At 66.9% G+C, this 14999-nt stretch carries 15 protein-coding genes; 9 read left to right on the forward strand and 6 right to left on the reverse strand.

The annotated features are described in order from the left end of the window. Positions 1 to 28: 28 nt before the first annotated feature. Together ABIC51_RS25935 and ABIC51_RS25940 are read right to left on the reverse strand one after the other, a co-directional pair. The gene (locus tag ABIC51_RS25935) at positions 29 to 595 is read right to left on the reverse strand and encodes a TetR/AcrR family transcriptional regulator (protein WP_027792159.1); all 567 of its coding nucleotides are present in this window, start codon (positions 593 to 595) and stop codon (positions 29 to 31) included. 177 nt (positions 596 to 772) lie between these two features. Next, positions 773 to 1369, reverse strand: coding sequence for a TetR/AcrR family transcriptional regulator (locus ABIC51_RS25940; protein WP_027792160.1), 597 nt, complete (start codon positions 1367 to 1369; stop codon positions 773 to 775). Positions 1370 to 1517: 148 nt separating this feature from the next. Here ABIC51_RS25940 and ABIC51_RS25945 point away from each other — a divergent pair, with 148 nt between their 5' ends. From ABIC51_RS25945 to ABIC51_RS25970, 6 genes are all read left to right on the forward strand, one after another. After that, the gene (locus tag ABIC51_RS25945) at positions 1518 to 2537 is read left to right on the forward strand and encodes an alpha/beta hydrolase family protein (RefSeq protein ID WP_354006693.1); all 1020 of its coding nucleotides are present in this window, start codon (positions 1518 to 1520) and stop codon (positions 2535 to 2537) included. Between the two features lie 96 nt (positions 2538 to 2633). Then, positions 2634 to 4487: an ABC transporter ATP-binding protein gene (locus tag ABIC51_RS25950; protein ID WP_060311436.1), complete on the forward strand. Its 1854-nt coding sequence runs from the start codon at positions 2634 to 2636 to the stop codon at positions 4485 to 4487. A gap of 125 nt (positions 4488 to 4612) precedes the next feature. Continuing rightward, positions 4613 to 5125 (forward strand): DUF4262 domain-containing protein, encoded by a 513-nt coding sequence (locus ABIC51_RS25955; RefSeq protein ID WP_060085843.1) that lies wholly within the window; start codon positions 4613 to 4615, stop codon positions 5123 to 5125. Between the two features lie 256 nt (positions 5126 to 5381). After that, positions 5382 to 6554: a porin gene (locus ABIC51_RS25960; RefSeq protein ID WP_060170094.1), complete on the forward strand. Its 1173-nt coding sequence runs from the start codon at positions 5382 to 5384 to the stop codon at positions 6552 to 6554. Positions 6555 to 6673: 119 nt separating this feature from the next. Further along, positions 6674 to 7318: a glutathione S-transferase family protein gene (locus ABIC51_RS25965; protein WP_134319535.1), complete on the forward strand. Its 645-nt coding sequence runs from the start codon at positions 6674 to 6676 to the stop codon at positions 7316 to 7318. A 154-nt stretch (positions 7319 to 7472) separates the two neighbouring features. Further along, positions 7473 to 8636, forward strand: a complete 1164-nt coding sequence (locus tag ABIC51_RS25970; RefSeq protein ID WP_354006694.1) for an acyltransferase family protein — start codon at positions 7473 to 7475, stop codon at positions 8634 to 8636. A 58-nt stretch (positions 8637 to 8694) separates the two neighbouring features. Here the strand turns inward: ABIC51_RS25970 and ABIC51_RS25975 are convergent, their stop codons facing one another. The 4 genes from ABIC51_RS25975 to ABIC51_RS25990 form a co-directional block, all read right to left on the reverse strand. Continuing rightward, the gene (locus ABIC51_RS25975) at positions 8695 to 9204 is read right to left on the reverse strand and encodes a hypothetical protein (protein WP_354006700.1); all 510 of its coding nucleotides are present in this window, start codon (positions 9202 to 9204) and stop codon (positions 8695 to 8697) included. Between the two features lie 231 nt (positions 9205 to 9435). Next, complete coding sequence (locus ABIC51_RS25980) at positions 9436 to 9891, reverse strand: sodium:proline symporter (RefSeq protein ID WP_354006701.1); 456 nt, start codon at positions 9889 to 9891, stop codon at positions 9436 to 9438. Between the two features lie 112 nt (positions 9892 to 10003). Then, a complete protein-coding gene (locus ABIC51_RS25985) occupies positions 10004 to 10672 on the reverse strand; it encodes a hypothetical protein (protein ID WP_027792169.1) in 669 nt (222 codons plus the stop codon). A gap of 188 nt (positions 10673 to 10860) precedes the next feature. Next, positions 10861 to 11853 carry a LysR substrate-binding domain-containing protein gene (locus tag ABIC51_RS25990; RefSeq protein WP_354006695.1) on the reverse strand — a complete coding sequence of 331 codons (993 nt, stop codon included), beginning with the start codon at positions 11851 to 11853 and terminating at the stop codon, positions 10861 to 10863. A 57-nt stretch (positions 11854 to 11910) separates the two neighbouring features. Here ABIC51_RS25990 and ABIC51_RS25995 point away from each other — a divergent pair, with 57 nt between their 5' ends. The 3 genes from ABIC51_RS25995 (at position 11911) to ABIC51_RS26005 (ending at position 14992) form a co-directional block, all read left to right on the forward strand. Next, positions 11911 to 12810: a DMT family transporter gene (locus tag ABIC51_RS25995; protein ID WP_027792171.1), complete on the forward strand. Its 900-nt coding sequence runs from the start codon at positions 11911 to 11913 to the stop codon at positions 12808 to 12810. Positions 12811 to 13447: 637 nt separating this feature from the next. Continuing rightward, a complete protein-coding gene (locus tag ABIC51_RS26000; protein WP_021160717.1) occupies positions 13448 to 14602 on the forward strand; it encodes a branched-chain amino acid ABC transporter substrate-binding protein in 1155 nt (384 codons plus the stop codon). Positions 14603 to 14689: 87 nt separating this feature from the next. Next, positions 14690 to 14992, forward strand: coding sequence for an XRE family transcriptional regulator (locus tag ABIC51_RS26005; protein ID WP_226129287.1), 303 nt, complete (start codon positions 14690 to 14692; stop codon positions 14990 to 14992). Positions 14993 to 14999 lie beyond the last annotated feature (7 nt).

The following is a 14999-nucleotide window of genomic DNA, read 5'->3' on the forward strand; positions in this document are numbered from 1 at the left end:
CGAACCGCCTCACTGCATGCGCGCTCCGTCAGGACCGCTTTTTCCAGACGGCCTCGACATCTTCGAGGCGCGCCCGCGTGTGAAACAGCCGGCTGGCCAGCACGCTGCCCTGGAACGCCGCGTACAACGTGCGCGCGGCCGTCTCGGGCTCGCCGCTGAACTGCAGCGTGCCTTCCCGCGCGCCCTGCTTCAACAATTCCGCCAGCCAGCTCTCGTTGGCCTTGAAGAACGCCTGCACCGCCTGCCGCACATTCTCCGGCAACGTTTCGATGTCGGCCGCGAGCATCCCGCACAGGCAGATCAGGTTGCCGTCGCCGAGCGTCCGGCCGAACATCTTCGTGTACAGGCTCAGCTTCACGTCGGCCGGCAACGCCGGATCGATCGCCCGCATGGCCGAGAGGACTTCGTCGCTATATGCCGCCACCGCTTCCAGCACGAGGTCGTCCTTCGACGGGAAGTAGTAGTGGATGCTCGACGTCTTCACGCCCACCAGGTCGGACAGGTCTCGATAGCTGAAGCCGTTGTAACCGCGCAGCATCATCAGCGTGGTCGCATGGTCGAGAATCTGTTCGCGGACGGTCGGTTTCGTTTCCATGGAGCGAACTTTATCTACTCATAGATAGACAGTCAAGAACTTTTTTAAGGGCGCAATGCGTAGCGCACCGAACGCCTTGTCCGCGCTCGCCGGCCAATGGCCGCGGGATGCCCGCATCCGGTTCGGTGCGGCGCATTGCACCCGAACCGGGCGGGCGTCAAACCGGATCCGCGATCCTCACTGCGGCTTCAACATCCGCCGAATGATCGTCCGCAACATCGCCCGATGCGCGCGCGGCTTGAACCCCGGTTCGAACACGACGCGCCCGACCGCGCCTTCCGCGAGCGCGAGCAACCACGTCGCGACAAGATCGGGCTTCAGGCTTGCGTCGATCTTCCCTTGCGCCACACCGCGCTTGATCAGCGCGACCATCCGCCCTTTCACCTGCGCCTCGTTCGCCGCGAACAGCGCGGCGACGTCCGGATTGCGCGTCGCCTCCGCCGCGGTCTCGACGCAGATGCGCGCATAGACGGGATCGCTCGACAGTTCCATCAACGTCAGTGCGATCTCCTCGATCGCGGCCAGCGCGTCGTCGGCGTCCGCGTACCGCGCGAACAGTTCGGCCATCTCGCGCTGGTCGTCCTGCGCGACTGCCTCGATGATCGCCGCCTTCGTCGGGAAATAGTGGAACAGGTTGCCGGGGCTCATGCCGGCCGCCTTGCAGATCGCGGCCGTGGACGTCGCATGGAAGCCGTCGCGCGCAAAACAGTCGATCGCGGCATCCAGGATCTGGCGCCGCTTCGCTTCCACTCTTTCAGGATCGATCTTTCTCAACAGGCACTCCGTACTCGACGATGACTCGAATCTTTATTAGACTGATTAATCGATCTATTATCGTGGCGACGTCCCGCAGGCGTCAAGGCAGCGTGCCCACGCACATGCCGCCTGCGGCATCCGCTCACGCCACCGTACCGAGGGGCTCTTGAAACGAATCGTCATTGCCGGCATCGCGCTCGTCCTGTTCGTGCTCGTCGCGGCCGGTGCGCTCGTGCTGCGCGGCCTCGCCGACTTCGAGCTGAAGGGCGCGAACGTGTCGTCGCTCACGTTCCGCGCCAACGGCGCCGGCCTCGTCGGCACGCTCGCGCTGCCGGCCCATGCGCCCGGCGCGCCGATCGTACTGCTCGTGCACGGTGACGGGCCGCGCACCCGCTTCTCCGACGACGCGATGCTGCCGCTCGTCAACAGCCTCCTCGACGCCGGCATCGGCGTGTTCGCATGGGACAAGCAGGGCACCGGCCGCAGCGGCGGCGACTGGCTCGCGCAATCGATGCAGGATCGTGCGAACGAAACGCTCGCCGCGATGGCGCGCGTGCGCGCCGTCGTCGGCCCCGCGCACAAGATCGGCCTGCTCGGCTTCTCGCAAGGCGGCTGGGTCGTGCCGCGCGTCGCGAATGCAGTGCGACCGGCGTTCTCGGTGATCGTCGGCGGCGCCGTCAGCTGGCGCCGGCAAGGCACCTACCTGACGCGGCAGCAGCTCCAGGCAACGGGTCTGCAGCCGGATCGAATCGATGCGACACTGGCCGCCGAGCGACGCGACAACGACGAAATCTTCGGCCGGACGGACGTACCCGCCGATCCGCACCGGCGCCCCGACATCGAGCCGCGCCGCTTCGGCTTCATCGCACGCAACTACCTGGAGGATTCGTCGCAGGCGCTCGCGACGATGCAGGGGCCCGTGCTGGCCGTGTGGGGCGCGCAGGATCGCAATGTCGATCCGGTCGACGAGGCGACTGCCTACACGCATGCCTTCGCGGACCGGCCCGACCGGCGCGTGGTGGTCGTGCCCGGTGCGACGCATGGGTTGCTGCGCGCCGGCTGGTTCGACTACCAGCTCGAGTCCGACTGGCCGACGTGGAAGACATGGCTGTACATGGCGCTCGGCCGCCATGCGTATGCGCCGGACACGCTCGCCCCGATCGAGGCGTGGATCCGGTCGCAGTGAACACGTGTGCAGTACCGCGGCGCCGCGAAGGCGCCGCACCTGAAACAGGCAATACGGCCGCGCCGGCAGGCGTGGCCGCATCAAGGAGAGGTTTCAATGTTTTCGTGGTTTGAACGGCGCCTGCCGACTTTCCCGCTCGAAGATCCCGTCACGCCGCCGAGGGGATTCTTCTCGTTCGTCTGGGCGTGCACGAAAGGCGCGCGCAGCTGGATCCTGCTGATCGCGTTGACGTCGGCCGCGCTGGCCGCGTACGAAGCCGCGCTGTTCGCGATGATGGGCCGCGTGGTCGACTGGCTCGCGTCCGCGACGCCGGCGGATTTCGGCGGCCGGCACTTCGGCACGCTCACCGTTTTCGCAGCGATCCTCGCCGGCAGCGCATTGCTGATCGCGCTGCATACGATGGTCAAGCACCAGGTGCTCGCGATCAACTTCCCGATGCGGCTGCGCTGGTTGTTTCACCGGCTGATGCTCGACCAAAGCCTGTCGTTCTACGCAAACGAATTCGCGGGCCGCGTGACGACCAAGATCATGCAGACCGCGCTCGCGGTGCGCGATGCGCTGTTCATGTCGGTCGACGTCGTGATCGGCGTCGCCGCGTACCTGATCGGCATCCTCGCGCTCGCGGCCAGCTTCGACTGGCGGCTGATGATCCCGCTCGCGCTGTGGGCGCTCGGCTACGGCGCGGCATGTGCGTTCTTCGTGCCGCGCCTGGGCGCCGTCGGCAGCCGCCAGGCCGATGCGCGCGCGCTGATGACGGGCCGCATCACCGACGCGTATTCGAACATCACGACCGTGAAGCTGTTCTCGCACACGCGGCGGGAAGCCGACCACGCGCGGCGCGCGATGGAAGCGTTCAAGGCGACCGGCGACGCGCAGATGCGCCTCGTCAGCGCGTTCGAGATCGTCAATCACCTGCTGTCGACGCTGCTGCTGGTCGGCTCGACCGGCCTCGCGCTGTATCTGTGGATGCACGGCGAGGCGAGCGCGGGCGTCGTCGCGGCGGTGATCGCGATGGCGCTGCGCCTGTCGAGTTATTCGCACTGGATCATGTGGGAGATGACCGAGCTGTTCGAGAACGTCGGCACGATCCAGGACGGCATCAATACGCTGACGAAGGTGCGCAGCGTGGTCGACGCGCCCGATGCGAAGCCGCTCGCGGTGCAGCGCGGCGGGATCGTGTTCGACAACGTGCAGTTCGCGCACGAGGACAACGACCGTGCCGTGTTCGACGGGTTGAACCTGACGATCCGGCCCGGCGAGCGGATCGGCCTGATCGGCCGCTCGGGTGCCGGCAAGTCGACGCTCGTGAACCTGCTGCTGCGCTTCTACGACGTGGGCGGCGGCACGATCCGGATCGACGGGCAGGACATCGCGCACGTCACGCAGGACAGCCTGCGCGGCGCGATCGGGATGGTCACGCAGGATACGTCGCTGCTGCACCGGACGATGCGCGAGAACATCCTGTACGGGCGCCCCGACGCGACCGAGCGCGAGATGCACGATGCCGCCGTGCGCGCGGAGGCGTCCGAATTCATCGACCGGCTGCGCGACCGCCACGGCCGCAGCGGCTACGACGTCGAGGTGGGCGAACGCGGCGTGAAACTGTCGGGCGGCCAGCGGCAGCGCGTCGCGATCGCGCGCGTGATGCTCAAGGACGCGCCGATCCTCGTGCTCGACGAAGCGACCAGCGCGCTCGATTCCGAGGTCGAAGTCGCGATCCAGCGCAGCCTCGACGGCCTGATGAGCGGCAAGACGGTGATCGCGATCGCGCACCGGCTGTCGACCATCGCGGCGATGGACCGGCTGATCGTGCTCGACGAAGGGCGCATCGTCGAGGAAGGCACGCACCAGCAACTGCTGCAGGCCGGCGGCATCTATGCGGCGCTGTGGGCGCACCAGAGCGGCGGGTTCCTCGGCGAAACGGCGGAGGTGGAGAAAGCGGAGCAGTAGGCGGGACCGCTGTGGCAACATGGCGCACGGCGATCGCCGGCCGGTTCGGCGACGGTCGCATTCCCGCCGGCGGGATGCCGCCCCCCCGGCTTCCCGTCGCCCGACGCAGATCCAAGGAGCCCCGCATGACCACGCGACCGGATATCGCCACCGCGCTCGACGCGCCCGATTCGGTGCTCGAGGAAGACGAGCAGCGATTCGTGCAGCGGATTCGTCAGCACGGGTGGTTCCGCACGGAAGTGTTCGCGGAAGGGGACGCACCCGGGTTTTCTTTCACGACCGGGCTGTGGGTCAACCACGGTTTTCCGGAACTCATCGTGTTCTCGATGCCGGCGCGCATCGTCCATGACGTGCTGTGGGACGTCTACCGGATGGTCGCGGCCGGCACGCCGCCGCCGGTCGGCGAGGTCACGGATTCCGTCTTCGGCAACGCGAACGCGCTGCTGATGCCGGTCGAGAAGGCGCACTACGAAGCCCATCTCGGCTGGAACCGCTGGTTCTACGGCAACGACGCGTTCCCGTGCGTCCAGTTGCTGTGGCCCGACCGCGACGGGGTTTTCCCGTGGCAGCCGGAAGCGGACGACGCGTTGAACGCCGCGCAGCCGCGCCTGTTCGGCGCCGGCAACCAACACCACTGACCCGCGCGCAGGATCGCGCGCACAGTGAACGCCCTGCAGCCGTCGTCGCGATGCAGCGCGCGCGATGCACATGTGCGCATCGTTCATCCAGCGTATGACGCATAACGTCCCCATGCACCGCTCGCCGGCCGGTTGCGCGCGCATCCATCTCCGCGCCGCCTCATAACGATCCGACAATTTATTGGTTCCCTCGACGATGTGCTGTCCGTATCGTTCACCGACTCGTCAGACCAATCGACCAACGGGGAATCCAACAATGAAACCAGTCCGTTCATTCGCACTGCTCGCGCTGCCGGCCGCGCTCTTCGCCGCCGGCGCCCACGCGCAAAGCAGCGTCACGCTGTACGGCATCGCCGATGCGGGCATCGCCTATGTCCACAACGCGCAGAACGCGAACGGCAGCAACGCGTCGAGCCTCGTCAAGTTCAGCAGCGGCAACCTGTCGGGCAGCCGCTGGGGGCTGCGCGGCACCGAGGATCTCGGCGGCGGCCTGGCCGCGCTGTTCCAGCTCGAAAACGGCTTCAACATCGGCACGGGCGCACTCGGCCAGGGCGGACGCGAATTCGGCCGCAAGGCCGTCGTCGGCCTCGCAAGCAGCACGTACGGTACCGTCACGCTCGGCCGCCAGTACGATCCGGTCGTCGACCTCGTGCAGGGCCTCACGCAGGACAACTACTTCGGCGGCGTGTTCGCGACGCCGGGCGACCTCGACAACTACGACAACAGCCTGCGCGTCAGCAACTCGGTGAAATACACGAGCCCGCTGATCTCGGGCTTCCAGTTCGAGGGCCTGTACGGCTTCGGCGGCGTCGCGGGCGCCACCGGCAGCGGCCGCACGTACAGCTTCGGCGCAAGCTACGCGAACGGCCCGCTGTCGCTCGGCGCCGGCTTCTTCTACGCGAACGGCGGCTCCTCGGTCGCGAACGGCGTGCGCACGTGGTCGAGCAGCTCGGACACGCTGTTCAACACCGTGATCAACCAGGGTTTCTCGAGCGCGAAGTCGATCCAGATCGTGCGTGTGGCCGGCCAGTACGTGGCCGGGCCCGCCACCTTCGGCCTCGCGTATTCGAATACGCAGTACGGCGCGGACACGCTGTCGGCATTCAGCCAGAACGCGAAGTTCAACAACGGCTCCGCGTTCTTCAACTGGCAGTTCTCGCCGGCGCTGCGCGCGGGTGTCGGCTACAACTACACGTCGCTGACGGGCCCGTCTTCCGCGCACTACAACCAGGTCAACCTCGGCGCGGACTACGCGCTGTCGAAGCGCACCGACCTGTATGCGCTGTTCGGCTACCAGAAGGCGAGCGGCAACACGCTCAACGCGAACGGCGCGGTCGTGAAGGCCGCCGCGTCGGTCGGCTCGTACGGCGTGAACTCCGGCACCGATACGCAGGAACTCGCGATCGTCGGGATTCGCCACAAGTTCTGATCGCGTCGCCGCCAGGCGACGACAGCGACGGACGACAGCCGGCAGGCGCGCACCGCGGTGCGCGCCTGCGGCGTTTACACTGTCCGCGTTCAAGTTCCGCACGACACAAGGAGGCCGGCATGCTGACCGTATGGGGGCGCCGCAATGCATTCAACGTCCAGAAGGTGATGTGGCTCGTCGACGAGCTCGCGCTCGCGCATCGGCACGTGCCGGCCGGCGGGCAGTTCGGCGTGCTCGACACGCCCGGTTTTCTCGCGATGAACCCGCACGGGCGCGTGCCCGTGATCGACGACGGCGGCACGGTCGTATGGGAATCACACAGCATCCTGCGCTACCTCGCCGCGCGTTACGGGCGCCCCGGTTTCTGGCACGACGATCCGGCCGAACAGTCGCGCGCCGACCGCTGGATGGACTGGTCGCAAACCACGCTGCAGCCGACGTTCCTGAACGGCGTGTTCCGGGGCTTCTACCGGACGCCGCCCGAGCAGCGCGACACGGCGCGCGTCGAGCAAAGCATCGCGCAGTGCGCGCAATACTTCCGGACGCTCGATGCGGTGCTGGCCGGGCAACCGTTTCTCGCGGGCGACACGCTCACGCTCGCCGACATCGCGGCCGGCACGCATCTGTATCGCTATTTCGAGCTCGACATCGCCCGGCCGGACCTGCCGCACGTGCAGGCGTGGTACGAACGGCTGAAAGCGCGGCCCGCGTATCGCACGCACGTGATGATTCCGTTCGACGACCTGCGCGGCAAGCTCGACTGAGCGGGCGCCGCGCCAACGGCGGGGCGGCTTGTTGGATGGTTGTAAGAACAACGGTGTAGGGTGCCGACCTGTACGCCCGCCGGATTCGCATGCGTCGTCGCGACCAGGATCGTCGCCAGGCGGGTCATCGCTGACCAACCACGCAGGCAACGTGATGAGCGCTCAGGACGTCCCGGTCGACTTCGCTTTTCAGCAGGACACGGCGGCAGCCGTCCATCGAAACGCCGGCCTCGACGCGTTGCGCGCGTGCCTGACGTTGCTGGTGGTCTTTCACCACTGCGCGATCACATACGGCGCGCTCGGCGGGTGGTACTACCACGAGGTGGCTGCCGGCCCGTCCGTGGAATCCGCACTGCTGACGCTCTTCTGCGCGATCAATCAGGCCTTTTTCATGGGCCTGTTCTTTTTCCTGGCCGGTTATTACACGTCGCCGTCCATCGATCGCAAGGGCGCCGCACGTTTCCTCGCCGACCGGTTCATCAGGCTCGGCCTGCCTCTGCTGGTGTACGGCTTCGTGATCGGCCCGGCAACGATCGCCCTGGCGCAATCGGGCGGAGGCCACCCGTTCGCGGATACGCTGGGCCGCCTGTGGCGGAAAGGCACGTTCGAAAACGGCCCGATGTGGTTCGCCGAGGCACTGCTGATGTTCAGCGCAGCTGCAGCACTCTGTCACATCGCCTTCCGGCGCACCGTGGCGCGCGATACGAACCGCCCCGCCCGCAACCCCTTTCCGTCCGACAGGACGTTGGCCGCCGCGGCGTTGCTCACGGGTATCGCGGCGCTGGCGTTGCGGTCCCGATGGCCGGTAGGTATCAACGTATGGGGGCTGCAGCTCGGCTACTTCGCGAGCTACGTCGTGTTGTACGCAGCCGGGTGCCGGACCGCGCGCGTGCACTGGATCGAGCATCTGCCGGCACGGCAGGTCAGACTGTGGTGGCGCATCGCACTGCTGGCACTCCCTGTCCTGCCGGTCGCTTACCTGCTCGCCAAGCACGTTCCTGCATTGCGCGGCCACCCGCAAGAGGTGATCTACGCATTCTGGGAGCCGCTGGTCGCGTGGGGAACGAGCCTGTTTCTTGCCAGCCGTTTCCAGCGGCGCTTCGATCGACTGACGGGCGCGTGGCAGTCGCTGTCCCGGCGCGCGTACACGATCTACATCATCCATCCCCCGGTGCTGGTGGGTATCGCCCTCGTATGGCGAACCGTGCCGGTGTCGCCGTTCCTGAAATTCGCCGTGACCGGCGGTGTCGCTTGCGTCACGTGCTACCTGATTGCCGGCCTCCTGCTCCGGGTGCCGAGACTCGCGTCGATCCTGTAAGCGCACCCATGCCTGACGCAGCTGGAAGAAGGCGCACGATCGAGCCGGAAATGACAGCCTAATGTCGCCGCATGCTCCCCGCCCCGCCCATGCCGCCGAACCCATGCATTCCGCCGAATTCGCGATGCGCGCCGACCGGGAACGCGCCATGGTGAAAACCGGCACCGGTCGGCACGCCGAAGCGGCGATGTTCCATCCCGTTGACGTGAACGACCGGATCGAAATGGTGGAAATGGTGGAAGTGGTGGAAACGATCGATGAAGACGAAGCCCACGCCCGCGCCGATGAAAAGCGGCGGCCCCCAGTACCCCAGGTCGGCATACGGGTAGTCCACCGCCGGATACCATAAAACACTACCATCGGGACTCTGCACGAACTGCCATGTGCCGTCGTCCTGCAGGCACGCACGCCCGACGATTTGCTGGTCCGTGCCGTCGATGTTCGCTCGCGCGACGACTGCACGGCAGTTGGCCGTGTCGTCCGCCAGATCGTCGTACGTTTGCGCGAAGACCGCCGCGGAACAGCCGAGACAGACGATACCTATCCCGGATCGAAACAAGTTGCACATGATCGGCTCCTGATTGCCCCCGACCGCTAGATCGCGGGCACCGTTGGCGGTGCCCGACACATCGAATCGCTCACGCACGATTCACCACGCGGCGGTAACGCGCCGACGCTACGTACAGGGTCTCCTGCCGGCTAAACGATGCGGCGCGCCTGCTTATTCCAGGGGTCTGGTGCGATTGATCAACGCGGGAACCTTCGACAGTCGATGCCGCGGCTGGCGGCTGGCGCCGGCCTAGCGCCTCGCGAAGCGGTAGGCCGCTGCCGCCGTGATCCCGAATACCAGATGGGCCACCAGCGTGATCGCACCACGAACCGGAATGAACCACGGGAAGATCGCTGTGAAGGCGTACAGGTTGACGCCGTACAGGATGAGGCCGAACGCACCGCCTGCGAGGAGCGCGACCGCGAACGACAGGGTGCGGATCGTTTTCGCCAGCACCGCCGCATAGACCAGCGACAGCACCATATGCACGAGGGTCGCCACCGCCATGACCAGCGGATCGAAGCCGGCGGACGCGTCGAGCACGCGGCGCCCCATCACGATGGCGGCCGTGAGACGTGCGTCGCGCAGCAGGTTCCCGATCGCATCATCGCCGGCGATCGGCCAGAGCAGCAGTTCGACGACGGTCGAGCCGACCGCCGCGGCAAACGCCGCCCAGAGAATCGGGACGACACTGGCGCGTTTCAATTGGCGCCCCCGGCGCAACCGGCCGAGGAATCGAAGCAGCGTGTGCCGCCCCCGCTCCGGCGCCGGTCAGGCAGCATGTGCCCGCGATGCCGAACCGGGCAGCCACGCCACATCACGACGCCCGTTCGCAATCCGTCCAGTAAGCGAACGGATCGCGATGTTTCGGATAGTTTTCGTCCAGCCATTTCAGCAACGTCGCCCGCGCGTTGTCCATGTCGGCTTTCAGCGACGAGGTCGTCAATTCATGCACTTCGACGGACTTCTCGCGATCGACCACGAAGCAGTTCCAGTCGGGGCCGTCGAGATCCGGATCGTCGGACGCCTTCGACGACTTGCCCCAGCCGAACCCCTTGCGTGCGTCGATGTAGTACCGCGGATGCACTTTCAGGTACGACATCTCGCCGCCCTGCAGGCTGCTCTCCGCGCGCAGCACGTCGTGCCCGTCGACGATCTGCGTGACTTCCGGAAGCCGGCGCGCTCGCCATCCGGCGGGCAGCGTCGCGATGGCCTTGACGCTGTCGTACATCCCCCAATCCAGCCCCCAAGCCTCGGCCATGCGCTTCATGAATGCGTCCGCATTCGGATAACCGCGCAGCTGAATCCGGGTCGACAGCGTGACTTCGATCCCGCCGCGCACGCCGGTGCCGGCGGATGCCTCGTTTGCGTTCGCTTCGAACGGGTTGCCGGGACGCGACGCGCGCGTCTCGTCCGTGGGCGCCATGCCCGAAAACAGCTGGTCGAGCGCTGCACGCGCTTTCGACGATTTGTCCGGCCTGTTCATTGTTGACCTCGCTTGCACCCGCACGGATGCATACATTTTCGATTTTCGTTCATCTCTCCACCTCATCGTTTTTCGCGGACGCATTGTCGTCGATCCGGCGCTGCCGGCCTAGTGCCTCGAATCGCGCACCGCGTCCTTCGCAGCAGCCGGTCCGCCGTGGCGGGTCGCCACGACCATTTCCATTTCGATCAGGTGCCTGCCGCCGCCGCCGCCCGCATCCGCTCCATCAACGCCAGCACCTCAGGCCGATTCTCCCCCTTCGCGTGCACGAAGTAATACCGGAGCACCGAATCGACCTCGTGGCGGCTCACGCGCACGAGTTCGCTGCGCTTGAGATAGGCGTCGGCAAGCGGTACGCGCGCCAGCGCCACGCCGAGCCCAGCCTCGGCCGCGGCCAGCACGAGGTTGTAATCCTCGAACCGGCGATCCTGCGCGCGCGGCTTGAACGGCACGCCCAACGCATCGAACCACGTGCGCCAGCCGGTCACATCGGAATCGTGCAGCAACGGCATGTCGAGCAACGCGGCATCGCCGCGCCGGCGGCGCTCCGCAGCCAGTTGCGCGGCGAGCCGCGGATGCGCGACCGGATAGAGCCGCTCCGGCATGAACGCACGGGTTTCGAGCTGGCGCCAGTTGCCGCGCCCGTACCGGATCGACAGGTCCGCTTCGCCGCCGGCGATATCCACGTTGCGAAGATCGATGCCGAGTTCGATCTGCAACGCGGGGGCCTCGCTCTCGAGCGCATGCTGCCGCTCGAACAGCCAAAGCTGCGCGAATGCCGGCACCACGCTCATCCTGACCAGTCGCGGCGCGCGCGGCGAACGCCACTGATCGGCCGCACTGTCGATGATCGCGAACGCCTGTTCGATCCGGCCGACGAAGCGCTGCCCGTCCGGCGTCAGGCGCACGCCGCGCGCATGACGTTCGAACAACTTCAGGCCGAGCCAGTTTTCAACGGCGGCCACCCGCCGGCTGATCGCGCCGTGCGTCACGCCGGAGACGTCGGCGGCGGCCAGGAACGAACCCTCGCGCGCGACCGTGCACACCGTCTCCAGGCTCGCGAGCGGCGGCCGCGAACCCGGCGCCGGCGTCGGCGCCGCGGCGGGCAACGCCGCCGCGCCCTGTTTCGCGCGGGCTGAAGCGCCGACCGGCCGCCGGCTCGAGCTGTGAATCATCTTCATATCCGGATGCTGATCTGTGCGCTAGCTTAACATCTCGCGACGCCGCATCATCGCCGCATGAACACACTCTCCACACCGTCGTCGCGCGCTGCGCGGCAGCCGCTGGTCGCGGCCGGCGCGGTCGCCTTCACGATCGTTTCGTGGGCGTCCGCTTTCCCGTTCATCCGGATCGGCCTGCATGGCCTGACCCCGCTTCAGCTCGCGGCGGCACGCTTCGCCACCGCGGCCGTGCTGATCGTCGCGTGGTTGGTGGCGCGGCGGCCGCGCGTGCCGACCCGGAGCGATGCGCTGCGCTTCCTGCTGTGCGGCTTTCTCGGCATCGCGCTGTACAACGCGCTGCTCAATACCGGCGAGCAAACCGTGTCCGCCGGCGCGGCGAGCTTCATCGTGAACACCCTGCCGATCTTCACGGCCCTGCTGGCCGCCGTGTTTCTCGGCGAGCGCTTCAATCGCTGGGGCTGGCTCGGCTCGCTCGTCAGCCTCGCCGGCATCGCGGTGATCGCCCGCGGGCAGCCGGGCGGCCTCGTCCTCGGCGCGGGCAGCACGCTGATTCTCGGCGCGGCCCTGTGTTCGGCCAGCTATTTCGTGCTGCAGCGGCGGCTGATTCCGGTATACGGCGCGCTGGCCTGCACCGCTTACACGCTGCTGGCCGGCGCGCTGCTGCTCACGCCGTGGCTGCCCGGCGCGCTCGGGGCGCTGGAGAGCGGATCGCGCGACACGACGCTGGCCGTCCTGATGCTCGGCATCTTCCCGGCCGCGCTGGGTTACGCGACCTGGACCTTCGCACTCGGCTACTTCGGCGCGGCACGCGCCGCCAACTTCCTCTATCTGACGCCGGCGGTCGCGACGGCCCTGTCGATGGCGCTGACGGGCGAGCGGCCCGGGATCGAGACGGTGTGCGGCGGCCTGCTGGCGATCGCCGGCGTGATCTTCGTGGCGTTGCGCGGACGCGCTTAGGCGCAACGCCGCATCGGGCCGGCACAGTCAGCCCGACGATCCGCAAGCGAACCGGTCGGATGAACCCCGACATCTGCAAAGCCCATCGGATGGCGCGGGCTGTCGACTCGCGCCAGTTCGCCAGCGCCGCCGAGGCTTGACCGTTAGTTGCATCAATAGAGGCATCGATCCCGATGAAACCTGGCAGTTCAACCGGACGCGCAATCACAACCGTCCAAACTGTGCAGACAAATCGACCGAACAGTTCCGGATTGACCGCGCATCAGTGTCCATGGCTTCGCCCCGGCCGCCGGCCGAATAATGGATGCGGCCGTAAGGCCGTCGACAGCGAATCGCAATCCATCGCGTGCCGCGGCGCACGATTTCCGGCATCCGGCGCCTTCGGATTTCGGGCGCCGGCCTTGCCGCACCGGCCCCGTGACGCGATTCGCTGCAGCGCGCAAAATCGGCTTCATATATATTCATACGAATTGCGCGCTGTCAGGCCCCGGGCCGCTCATCCGGGCATCACGCCGACGGGCAGGACACGATGCAAGTGAAACCCATGACGGGTATGGAGACTCATCCGATCGCCCCGGCCTCGCCGTCGGACGGTCGAGACGTCCAATAGAAAGATCATTCAAATCGGAGATGGCAGATGGAACGAAGCACTGTCGGCATGCGCTGCAAACCCCTGATCACCGTCGCACTGGCTGCCGCCGCATTCGCGGCCGCGTCGGGCGCGATGGCCGACCAGGTCGTCAAGATCGGCAGCGTCGAACCGACGACGGGTGGCATCTCGCACCTCGGCAAGGACAACGAGAACGGCGCGCGCCTCGCGGTCGAGGAAATCAACGCGAAGGGCCTGACGATCGGCGGCAAGAAGATCACGCTGCAACTCGATGCGCAGGATGACGCGGCCGACCCGCGCCAGGCCACGCAGGTTGCGCAGAAGCTCGTCGACGACAAGGTCGTCGCCGTGATCGGCCACCTGAACTCGGGCACGTCGATCCCGGCGTCGAAGATCTACAGCGACGCGGGCATCGTGCAGATCTCGCCGTCGGCCACGAACCCGACCTACACGCAGCAAGGCTTCAAGACGACGTACCGCGTGGTCGCGACCGACGCGCAGCAAGGCCCGGCGCTCGCGAGCTACGCGCAGGCGAAGGGCGTGAAAAGCGTCGCGGTGATCGACGATTCGACCGCATACGGCCAGGGCCTCGCGAACGAGTTCGAGAAGAAGGCGAAGGCGCTCGGCCTGAAGGTGCTGTCGCACGACGCGACCAACGACAAGGCCGTCGACTTCCGCGCGATCCTGACGAAGGTCAAGGGCGAGAACCCTGACGCGATCATGTACGGCGGCATGGACGCCACCGGCGGCCCGCTCGCGAAGCAGGCGAAGCAGCTCGGCCTGCGCGCGAAGATCCTGTCGGGCGACGGCGTGTGCACCGACTCGCTGGCCGAACTGGCCGGCCCGGCGGCCGACAACGTGCTGTGCTCGCAGGCGGGCGCCGCGCTCGAGAAGATGCCCGGCGGCGCGGACTTCCTCGCGAAGTACCAGAAGCGCTTCAACCAGGGCATCAAGTTCGATGCGCCGTTCGCGTATGACGCGGTCTACATCGCTGTGGACGCGATGAAGCGCGCGAACTCGACCGACCCGGCGAAGATCCTCGCGGCGATGCCGGCGACGAAATACGACGGCGTGATCGGCACGACGACCTTCGATGCGAAGGGCGACCTGACGCACGGGATCATCTCGATCTACGGCTACAAGAGCGGCAAGAAAACCTTCCTCGACCAGGTGAAGATGTAACCCGCCGCGGCGCCGGCACGACGGGAACGCCACCCGTCGGCGCCGGCGCCGCGCGGGCCGATTTCTGATTCACGGAGACGAAGCATCATGTGCGCAATGGCGTATGCGGAATTCCAACAGGAGTTGAGAAAGGCACAGTTGACGGCGCGCGAGTTCGCCCGCCTGATCCGGATGAACGAAAGTTCGATCACGAACTATTCGAGCAAGGGCACCGTCCCGTCCCACCTCGCGGTCATCGCGAAACTGATCGGCACGCTGGCCGCGCACGAGATCGATTTCCGGCGCGTGATCCGGCAGATACGGATCGAACCGAAACGGCCGCGCGGCGGCGGCGTATTTCCTGCGGCGGACAAGCCGCGTTCCAGAAAAACGACGAAGACCGACGCCTGAGCGCGGG

It is taken from the genome of Burkholderia sp. 572 (assembly GCF_040545135.1).
Lineage (GTDB): Bacteria > Pseudomonadota > Gammaproteobacteria > Burkholderiales > Burkholderiaceae > Burkholderia > Burkholderia cepacia.

Coding starts and splice junctions, on each gene's coding strand:
- ABIC51_RS25935 (WP_027792159.1), bottom strand. CDS start 595: ATGGAAACGAAACCGACCGTCCGCGAACAGATTCTCGACCATGCGACC.
- ABIC51_RS25950 (WP_060311436.1), top strand. CDS start 2,634: ATGTTTTCGTGGTTTGAACGGCGCCTGCCGACTTTCCCGCTCGAAGAT.
- ABIC51_RS25955 (WP_060085843.1), top strand. CDS start 4,613: ATGACCACGCGACCGGATATCGCCACCGCGCTCGACGCGCCCGATTCG.
- ABIC51_RS25960 (WP_060170094.1), top strand. CDS start 5,382: ATGAAACCAGTCCGTTCATTCGCACTGCTCGCGCTGCCGGCCGCGCTC.
- ABIC51_RS25965 (WP_134319535.1), top strand. CDS start 6,674: ATGCTGACCGTATGGGGGCGCCGCAATGCATTCAACGTCCAGAAGGTG.
- ABIC51_RS25970 (WP_354006694.1), top strand. CDS start 7,473: ATGAGCGCTCAGGACGTCCCGGTCGACTTCGCTTTTCAGCAGGACACG.
- ABIC51_RS25975 (WP_354006700.1), bottom strand. CDS start 9,204: ATGTGCAACTTGTTTCGATCCGGGATAGGTATCGTCTGTCTCGGCTGT.
- ABIC51_RS25985 (WP_027792169.1), bottom strand. CDS start 10,672: ATGAACAGGCCGGACAAATCGTCGAAAGCGCGTGCAGCGCTCGACCAG.
- ABIC51_RS25990 (WP_354006695.1), bottom strand. CDS start 11,853: ATGAAGATGATTCACAGCTCGAGCCGGCGGCCGGTCGGCGCTTCAGCC.
- ABIC51_RS25995 (WP_027792171.1), top strand. CDS start 11,911: ATGAACACACTCTCCACACCGTCGTCGCGCGCTGCGCGGCAGCCGCTG.
- ABIC51_RS26000 (WP_021160717.1), top strand. CDS start 13,448: ATGGAACGAAGCACTGTCGGCATGCGCTGCAAACCCCTGATCACCGTC.
- ABIC51_RS26005 (WP_226129287.1), top strand. CDS start 14,690: ATGTGCGCAATGGCGTATGCGGAATTCCAACAGGAGTTGAGAAAGGCA.